The sequence below is a fragment of the Pseudomonas sp. 22072 genome, assembly GCF_052046095.1.
In the GTDB taxonomy this organism is placed as follows: domain Bacteria; phylum Pseudomonadota; class Gammaproteobacteria; order Pseudomonadales; family Pseudomonadaceae; genus Aquipseudomonas; species Aquipseudomonas paracarnis.
This window is the reverse complement of record NZ_JBQEQE010000006.1, coordinates 190,777-198,834: the sequence shown is the minus strand read 5'-3', so window position 1 is coordinate 198,834 and position 8,058 is coordinate 190,777. Positions and strand designations below refer to the sequence as shown.

Here is an 8,058-nt window from a genome sequence, read left to right as displayed (position 1 = left end):
AAGCCAGCTCCCACATTTGTTTGTGCGCTGTTCCCAAGACCGCGCACCAATTTGTTACCGAACGCCCCAGCGTGACGCAAAGCCACGCTGTCGTGACAAATCCTCTTTGCTGTAAAACGCCTCCGTAAGAAATTTCATCAAACCTCCAAGCCTTGATTATCAAGGCTTGCGCGCGCCTTCGGAAAAAATCTGCGAGGCTCATTTCAAAAGTTGGCCGCTCGATTGCATATGCTTGTACATACAAGTAAAGATGTGTGCGTAAGACTTCGCACCATCCATGTTCGCGCATCGATCGCCGAGGAGTCCTAGCTGTGACCAAGCCTACAAAATACCGTGACGTCGAAATCCGCGCCGCCCGCGGTAACAAGCTCACCGCCAAAAGCTGGCTGACCGAAGCGCCGCTGCGCATGCTGATGAACAACCTCGACCCACAAGTGGCCGAGAACCCCAAAGAACTGGTGGTGTACGGCGGTATCGGCCGTGCGGCGCGCAACTGGGAGTGCTACGACCAGATCGTCGAGAGCCTCACCAATCTGAACGACGACGAAACCCTGCTGGTGCAATCCGGTAAGCCGGTCGGCGTGTTCAAGACCCACAGCAACGCCCCGCGCGTGCTGATTGCCAACTCCAACCTGGTACCGCACTGGGCCAGTTGGGAGCATTTCAACGAACTGGATGCCAAGGGCCTGGCCATGTACGGCCAGATGACCGCCGGCAGCTGGATCTACATCGGCAGCCAGGGCATCGTTCAAGGCACCTACGAAACCTTCGTGGAAGCCGGCCGCCAGCATTACAACAGCGACCTGACCGGCCGTTGGGTGCTCACCGCCGGCCTCGGCGGCATGGGCGGCGCGCAGCCACTGGCCGCGACCCTGGCCGGCGCCTGCTCGCTGAACATCGAGTGCCAGCAAGTCAGCATCGACTTCCGCCTGAACAGCCGCTACGTCGACGAGCAGGCCACCGACCTCGACGACGCCCTGGCCCGTATCGCCAAGTACACCAAGGAAGGCAAGGCCATCTCCATCGCCCTGCTGGGCAACGCCGCAGAGATCCTGCCGGAACTGGTCAAGCGCGGCGTGCGCCCGGACATGGTCACCGACCAGACCAGCGCCCACGACCCACTCAACGGCTACCTGCCGGCCGGCTGGACCTGGGACGAATACCGCGCTCGCGCCAAGACCGAGCCGGCCGCCGTGATCAAGGCCGCCAAGCAGTCGATGGCCGTCCACGTCAAAGCCATGCTGGAATTCCAGAAGCAAGGCATCCCGACCTTCGACTACGGCAACAACATCCGCCAGATGGCCCAGGAAGAGGGCGTGGAAAACGCGTTCGACTTCCCAGGTTTCGTACCGGCTTACATCCGCCCACTGTTCTGCCGTGGCATCGGCCCGTTCCGTTGGGCGGCGCTGTCCGGCGACCCGCAAGACATCTACAAGACCGACGCCAAAGTCAAAGAACTGATCCCGGACGATGCCCACCTGCACAACTGGCTGGACATGGCCCGCGAGCGCATCAGCTTCCAGGGCCTGCCGGCACGTATCTGCTGGGTCGGCCTGGGCCAGCGTGCCAAGTTGGGCCTGGCGTTCAACGAAATGGTGCGCAGCGGCGAGCTGTCCGCGCCGGTCGTGATCGGCCGTGATCACCTGGACTCCGGCTCGGTCGCCAGCCCGAACCGCGAAACCGAAGCCATGCAGGACGGCTCCGACGCTGTGTCCGACTGGCCATTGCTCAACGCTTTGCTCAACACCGCGAGCGGCGCCACCTGGGTCTCGCTGCACCACGGTGGCGGCGTGGGCATGGGCTTCTCCCAGCACTCGGGGATGGTGATTGTTTGCGACGGTACTGACGAAGCGGCCGAGCGGATTGCCCGCGTGCTGCACAACGACCCGGCGACCGGGGTGATGCGTCATGCGGATGCGGGTTACCAGATCGCTGTCGACTGCGCCAAGGAACAAGGCCTGAACCTGCCGATGATCAAGTAACTCAATGTGGGGTGGGCTTGTGTGGCGAGCAAGCTTGCTTGCGCTGGGGTGCGAAGCAGCCCCAAAAAGCCGGCTCCAGCTTCGCTGTCGAACGGGAGCAAGCTCCCTCGCCACAGCAAGCCAGCTCCCACAGAAGAGCAAGATGCATACAAAACAATCCATCAGAGGTTGAACAACATGGCTGCAAACGACACCACCCCGTTGATCGAGAAACGTTCGATCGACTACATCCCGGAAGCGGAAAGACATGGTCGTCTATTCAGTCAATTCACCCTGTGGATGGGGGCCAACCTGCAGATCACTGCGATTGTCACCGGGGCGTTGGCCGTGGTGCTGGGCGGTGATGTGTTCTGGTCGTTGATCGGCTTGCTCATCGGTCAACTGATCGGCGGTGGCGTCATGGCGCTGCATGCGGCGCAAGGGCCCAAGCTTGGCCTGCCGCAGATGATCTCCAGCCGGGTGCAGTTCGGCGTGTATGGGGCGGCCATTCCGATTGTGCTGGTGTGCTTGATGTACCTGGGTTTCACCGCCACCGGTACCGTGCTGTCGGGCCAGGCGCTGGGCCAGTTGTTCGGGGTCAGCGACAGCGTCGGCATCCTGATCTTCGCCAGTGTCATCGTGCTGGTCACGGTGCTGGGTTACCGAGTGATCCACTTCATCGGCCGGGTTGCCAGCCTGATTGGCGTGGTTGCCTTTGTGTACCTGTTCAGCCGCCTGATGAGCCAGACCGACGTTGGCGCGCTCCTGCAGATCCGCCACTTCAGCTGGAGCAGTTTTCTGCTGGCCGTGTCGCTGGCGGCCTCCTGGCAGATTGCGTTCGGCCCTTACGTGGCGGATTACTCGCGTTACCTGCCGATCCACACGTCATCGGTTAAAACCTTTCTCGCTGCTGGCGCAGGTTCGGTCATCGGGGCCCAAGTGGCGATGGTCCTCGGCGTGTTTGCCGCGGCCATGTCCAACGGGCAGTTTGCCGGTCACGAGGTGGCGTACATCGTTGGCTTGAGCGGCACGGGGGCCACCGCTGCGTTGCTGTATTTCAGCATCGCGTTCGGCAAGGTCACCATCTCGACGCTCAATTCCTACGGCAGCTTCATGTGCATCGCCACTATCATCAGCGGCTTTCGTGGGCGTCTGGAGGTCACGCGTCTGCAGCGTCTGGTATTCGTGTTGATGATCGTCGGCACGGCCACGCTGATCGCGTTGCTCGGCCAGCATTCGTTCCTCGGTGCATTCAAGTCGTTCATCCTGTTCCTGTTGGCGTTCTTTACGCCTTGGAGCGCGATCAACCTGGTGGATTACTACTGCATCACCCGCGAGCGTTATGACGTGCCGGCGCTGGCCGATCCGAACGGTCGCTACGGCCGCTGGAACCTGCTGGGCATCAGCGTCTATGTGTTCGGCGTACTGGTGCAGTTGCCGTTCATCTCCACCAAGTTCTACACCGGCCCCCTGGTGGCCGCGCTGGGTGATGTGGATATCTCCTGGATCATCGGCCTGGTACTGCCGGCGGCCCTGTATTACGTGTGTGCGAAAAAATGGCACGGCACGGTACCCGATCACCTGATCCTGCCAAAAGAGCAGGGCGCTTCACCCATAACAAACGAGCTGGCTGCACAAGCCTGATGGGACGTGGACAGGGCAGGACGCCTACTGACTGCCGTAATCCATTTCAAGATTGGGAGCGTCACAACAATGACTATGAATAAGACCTTGCTGGCTACTTTGTTCGCGGCTGGCGTGCTGGCAAGTGCCGGCGCCCAGGCGGCCGGTTGGTGCGAGTCGGGTAAACCGGTGAAATTCGCCGGCCTGAATTGGGAAAGCGGCATGTTGCTCACCGACATCCTGCAAACCGTGCTGGAAAAAGGCTACGACTGCAAAACCGACAGCTTGCCGGGCAATTCCATCACCATGGAAAACGCCCTGGGCAGCAACGACATCCAAGTGTTCGCCGAGGAGTGGGTAGGCCGCAGCGAGGTCTGGAACAAAGCCGAGAAGGCCGGCAAAGTCGTGGGCGTCGGGGCTCCGGTAGTCGGCGCGGTCGAAGGTTGGTACGTGCCGCGCTATGTGATCGAAGGCGACGCCAAGCGCAAGCTGGAAGCCAAGGCCCCGGACCTGAAAAGCATCGCCGACCTGGCCAAATACGCCTCGGTGTTCAAGGACCAGGAAGAGCCGTCCAAAGGCCGCTTCTACAACTGCCCGGCCGGCTGGACCTGCGAGCTGGACAACAGCGAAATGCTCAAGAGCTACGGCCTGGAAAGCACCTACACCAACTTCCGCCCGGGCACCGGCCCGGCGCTGGATGCGGCGGTGCTGTCGAGCTACAAGCGCGGCGAGCCGATCCTGTTCTACTACTGGTCACCGACACCGCTGATGGGCCAGGTCGACCTGGTCAAGTTGGAAGAGAAGCCCGGCGTGGACAAAACCGTGAGCATCAAGGTCGGCCTCTCCAAGACTTTCCACGAACAAGCCCCGGAGCTGGTGGCCGTGCTGGAAAAGGTCAACCTGCCCATCGACCTGCTGAACCAGAACCTGGGCCGCATGGCCAAGGAGCGGATCGAGTCGCCGAAACTGGCGAAAATATTCCTCAAGGAACATCCTGAAGTCTGGCACGCCTGGGTGAGCGAAGACGCAGCCAAGAAAATCGACGCGGCCTTGTAGGTCAAGTGTGCACGGCTACCCTCAAGGGTGGCCGGGCGGCTGGCCACAACCCACTGGATCGAGAGCACGATATGTTTCCTGAGAGCTTTACCTTTTCCATCGCCGACTGGGTCAACGGTTGGGTGGACGCACTGGTCACCAACTACGGCGATGTGTTCCGGCACATCTCCGATACGCTGCTGTGGGCCATCGTCAACCTGGAAAGCCTGCTGCGCGCAGCGCCCTGGTGGCTGATGCTGGCCATCGTCGGGGGCATCGGCTGGCACGCCACACGCAAGGTGGTGACCACGGCGGTGATCGTCGGTTTGCTGTTCCTGGTGGGCGCCGTTGGCCTGTGGGACAAGCTGATGCAAACCCTGGCATTGATGATGGTGGCCACGGTGATTTCGGTGTTGATCGGCATCCCCCTGGGTATCTTGTCGGCGCGCAGTAATCGCCTGCGTTCGGTGCTGATGCCGCTGCTGGACATCATGCAAACCATGCCCAGCTTCGTGTACCTGATCCCGGTGCTGATGCTGTTCGGCCTGGGCAAGGTCCCGGCGATTTTCGCTACGGTGATCTACGCCGCGCCGCCGCTGATTCGCCTGACAGACCTGGGTATTCGCCAGGTCGATGGCGAGGTCATGGAAGCCATCAACGCCTTCGGCGCCAACCGCTGGCAGCAACTGTTCGGCGTGCAATTGCCGCTGGCGCTGCCAAGCATCATGGCCGGGATCAACCAGACCACCATGATGGCGCTGTCGATGGTGGTGATCGCCTCGATGATCGGTGCCCGTGGCTTGGGTGAAGACGTACTCGTCGGCATCCAGACCCTCAACGTCGGCCGCGGCCTTGAAGCCGGGCTGGCGATCGTGATTCTCGCAGTGGTCATCGACCGCATTACCCAGGCTTATGGCCGCCCACGGCATGAGGCGAGCAAATGACGACTGTCAGCAAAATCGAAGTCAAAAACGTCTTCAAGATTTTCGGCGCACGCGCCAAGGATGCGCTGGCCATGGTCGGCCAGGGCAAGACCAAGGACCAGGTACTGGCCGAGACCGGTTGCGTGGTCGGCGTCAATGACTTGTCCCTGAGCATCGGCACCGGTGAGATCTTTGTGATCATGGGCTTGTCGGGTTCGGGCAAATCCACCCTGGTGCGCCACTTCAACCGCCTGATCGACCCCACCAGCGGCGCGATCCTGGTGGACGGCGAAGACATCCTGCAACTGGACATGGAAGCCCTGCGCCAATTCCGTCGGCACAAGATCAGCATGGTGTTCCAGAGCTTCGGCCTGCTGCCGCACAAGAGCGTGCTCGACAACGTTGCCTACGGCCTCAAAGTGCGCGGCGAAACCAAGCAGGTGTGCGCCGAACGTGCGTTGCACTGGATCGAAACCGTGGGCCTCAAAGGCTACGAAAACAAATACCCGCACCAGCTGTCCGGTGGCATGCGCCAGCGCGTGGGCCTGGCCCGCGCCTTGGCGGCCGACACCGACATCATCCTGATGGACGAAGCCTTCAGCGCCCTCGACCCGTTGATCCGCGCCGAGATGCAGGATCAGTTGCTCGAGCTGCAAAAGACCCTGCACAAGACCATCGTGTTCATCACCCACGATCTCGACGAGGCCGTGCGCATCGGCAACCGCATTGCGATCCTCAAGGACGGCAAGCTGATCCAGGTCGGCACGCCGCGAGAGATTCTGCACTCGCCGGCGGATGAGTATGTGGACCGCTTTGTTCAGCGGCGGGCGGCGGTGGTCTGATCCGGGCTTGATCGTTCTCACGCTCCGCGTGGGAACGCATTTCGTGACGCTCCGCGTCACTTGGGGGGACGCAGAGCGTCCCAGGCGGCGTACCCACGCAGAGCGTGGGAACGATCAATGCTGCCTAAGAATTGAAGAAGGTATGAAGATGTCCCAGGCAACCAAAATCATCATCGCCGACACCCCCATGCGCTGGCAGAACGTCACCGCCGTCGCCCGCCACGGCGCCATGCTCGAACTGTCGGGCCACGCCTGGGCGCGTATCGACAATGCCCAGGCCATCGTGCAGCGCATCGTCACCAGCGGCGAGCGTGCCTATGGTGTCAACACCGGCCTGGGCGCGTTGTGCAACGTCTCGCTCAAGACCGAGCAACTGAGCCAACTGTCGCGCAATACGCTGTTGAGCCACGCCTGCGGCGTCGGCCCGGTGCTCAGCGATGAGCAAACCCGCGCGATTATCTGCGCAGCGATCATCAACTACAGCCACGGCAAATCCGGCCTGCATCCGCAGGTGGTACACGCGCTGCTGGCGCTGCTCAACCACGGCATCACCCCGCAAGTACCGTCCCAAGGCTCGGTGGGGTATCTGACCCACATGGCCCATATCGGCGTGGCCCTGCTGGGCGTTGGCAATGTGAGTTATCGCGGCCAGATCGTCACGGCGCAACACGCGTTGCAGGCTGAAGGCTTGCAGCCGGTGGTGCTCGGCGCCAAAGACGGCCTGTGCCTGGTCAATGGCACGCCGTGCATGACCGGCCTGAGCTGCCTGGCCCTGGCCGACGCGCATCACTTGCTGCAGTGGGCCGACGTGATCGGTGCCATGAGCTTCGAAGCCCAGCGCGGCCAGATTGACGCCTTTGACGAAGCCATCATCGCCCTCAAGCCGCACCCGGGCATGCAGCACGTAGGTATCAACCTGCGTGCCCTGCTCGACGGCAGTGAGGTGATTGCCAGCAGCAAAGGTATTCGCACCCAGGACGCCTTGAGCATTCGCTCGATTCCGCAGATTCACGGCGCGGCCCGCGACCAGGTAGAACACGCCACGCGCCAGATCGAGACCGAACTCAACAGCGCCACCGACAACCCGCTGGTGCTGGGCACGCCGGATAATTACCGCGTGGTGTCCCAGGCCAACCCTCACGGGCAGTCCGTCGCGTTGGCGGCCGACATGCTCGCCATCGCCATGGCCGAGATCGGTTCGGTGGCCGAGCGTCGCCTGGATCGCCTGGTCAACCCGCATGTCAGCGGCCTGCCAGCCTTCCTGGTGAGCAACCCGGGCGTCAACTCCGGAATGATGATCGTGCAGTACGTCGCCGCGTCCTTGTGCGGGCAGAACCGCCAGTTGGCGCAACCGGCGGTGCTCGACAATTTCGTCACCTCAGGCCTGCAGGAAGACCACTTGAGCATGGGCACCAACGCCGCGCTCAAGTTGCACCAGGTGCTGGCCAACGTCACCCAGATTCTTGCTATCGAGTACCTGCTGGCGGCCCAGGCTTTCGAGTTTCTCAAGGACCAGCGCTTCGGCGCCGGTACCGACCGCGCCTGGCGTTTGCTGCGCGAAGTGGTCCCTGCTTATGAACAGGACCGCTGGCTGGCGCCGGATATTGCCGCCGCTGCCCAATTGCTTAAAGACACTGCTTTACCGAATTTGCACTGAACACCTAAGAACAATTC

At 61.8% G+C, this 8,058-nt stretch carries 6 protein-coding genes; all 6 read left to right on the top strand.

Annotated features, from left to right (window positions below; translation table 11 throughout):
* Positions 1-311: 311 nt before the first annotated feature.
* The 6 genes from hutU (at position 312) to hutH (ending at position 8,041) form a co-directional block, all read left to right on the top strand.
* On the top strand, positions 312-1,982 hold the full coding sequence (gene hutU, locus ACTJLA_RS08795) for a urocanate hydratase (RefSeq protein ID WP_034125546.1): 1,671 nt from the start codon (positions 312-314) through the stop codon (positions 1,980-1,982).
* Positions 1,983-2,159: 177 nt separating this feature from the next.
* Positions 2,160-3,605: a purine-cytosine permease family protein gene (locus ACTJLA_RS08790; protein WP_440841009.1), complete on the top strand. Its 1,446-nt coding sequence runs from the start codon at positions 2,160-2,162 to the stop codon at positions 3,603-3,605.
* Between the two features lie 69 nt (positions 3,606-3,674).
* Complete coding sequence (locus ACTJLA_RS08785) at positions 3,675-4,640, top strand: ABC transporter substrate-binding protein (RefSeq protein ID WP_032893997.1); 966 nt, start codon at positions 3,675-3,677, stop codon at positions 4,638-4,640.
* 71 nt (positions 4,641-4,711) lie between these two features.
* The gene (locus ACTJLA_RS08780) at positions 4,712-5,563 is read left to right on the top strand and encodes a proline/glycine betaine ABC transporter permease (RefSeq protein ID WP_314545712.1); all 852 of its coding nucleotides are present in this window, start codon (positions 4,712-4,714) and stop codon (positions 5,561-5,563) included.
* Positions 5,560-6,384, top strand: a complete 825-nt coding sequence (locus ACTJLA_RS08775; protein ID WP_014716537.1) for a quaternary amine ABC transporter ATP-binding protein — start codon at positions 5,560-5,562, stop codon at positions 6,382-6,384. The genes ACTJLA_RS08780 and ACTJLA_RS08775 overlap by 4 nt, the downstream gene beginning before the upstream one ends.
* A gap of 148 nt (positions 6,385-6,532) precedes the next feature.
* Positions 6,533-8,041, top strand: coding sequence for a histidine ammonia-lyase (gene hutH, locus ACTJLA_RS08770; protein ID WP_314545716.1), 1,509 nt, complete (start codon positions 6,533-6,535; stop codon positions 8,039-8,041).
* The last annotated feature ends 17 nt before the right edge of the window (positions 8,042-8,058 follow it).

Bases quoted from the DNA above. Each gene is read 5' to 3' on its own strand.
- ACTJLA_RS08790 (WP_440841009.1), top strand. From the start codon at position 2,160: ATGGCTGCAAACGACACCACCCCGTTGATCGAGAAACGTTCGATCGAC.
- ACTJLA_RS08780 (WP_314545712.1), top strand. From the start codon at position 4,712: ATGTTTCCTGAGAGCTTTACCTTTTCCATCGCCGACTGGGTCAACGGT.
- ACTJLA_RS08785 (WP_032893997.1), top strand. From the start codon at position 3,675: ATGACTATGAATAAGACCTTGCTGGCTACTTTGTTCGCGGCTGGCGTG.
- ACTJLA_RS08775 (WP_014716537.1), top strand. From the start codon at position 5,560: ATGACGACTGTCAGCAAAATCGAAGTCAAAAACGTCTTCAAGATTTTC.
- hutH (WP_314545716.1), top strand. From the start codon at position 6,533: ATGTCCCAGGCAACCAAAATCATCATCGCCGACACCCCCATGCGCTGG.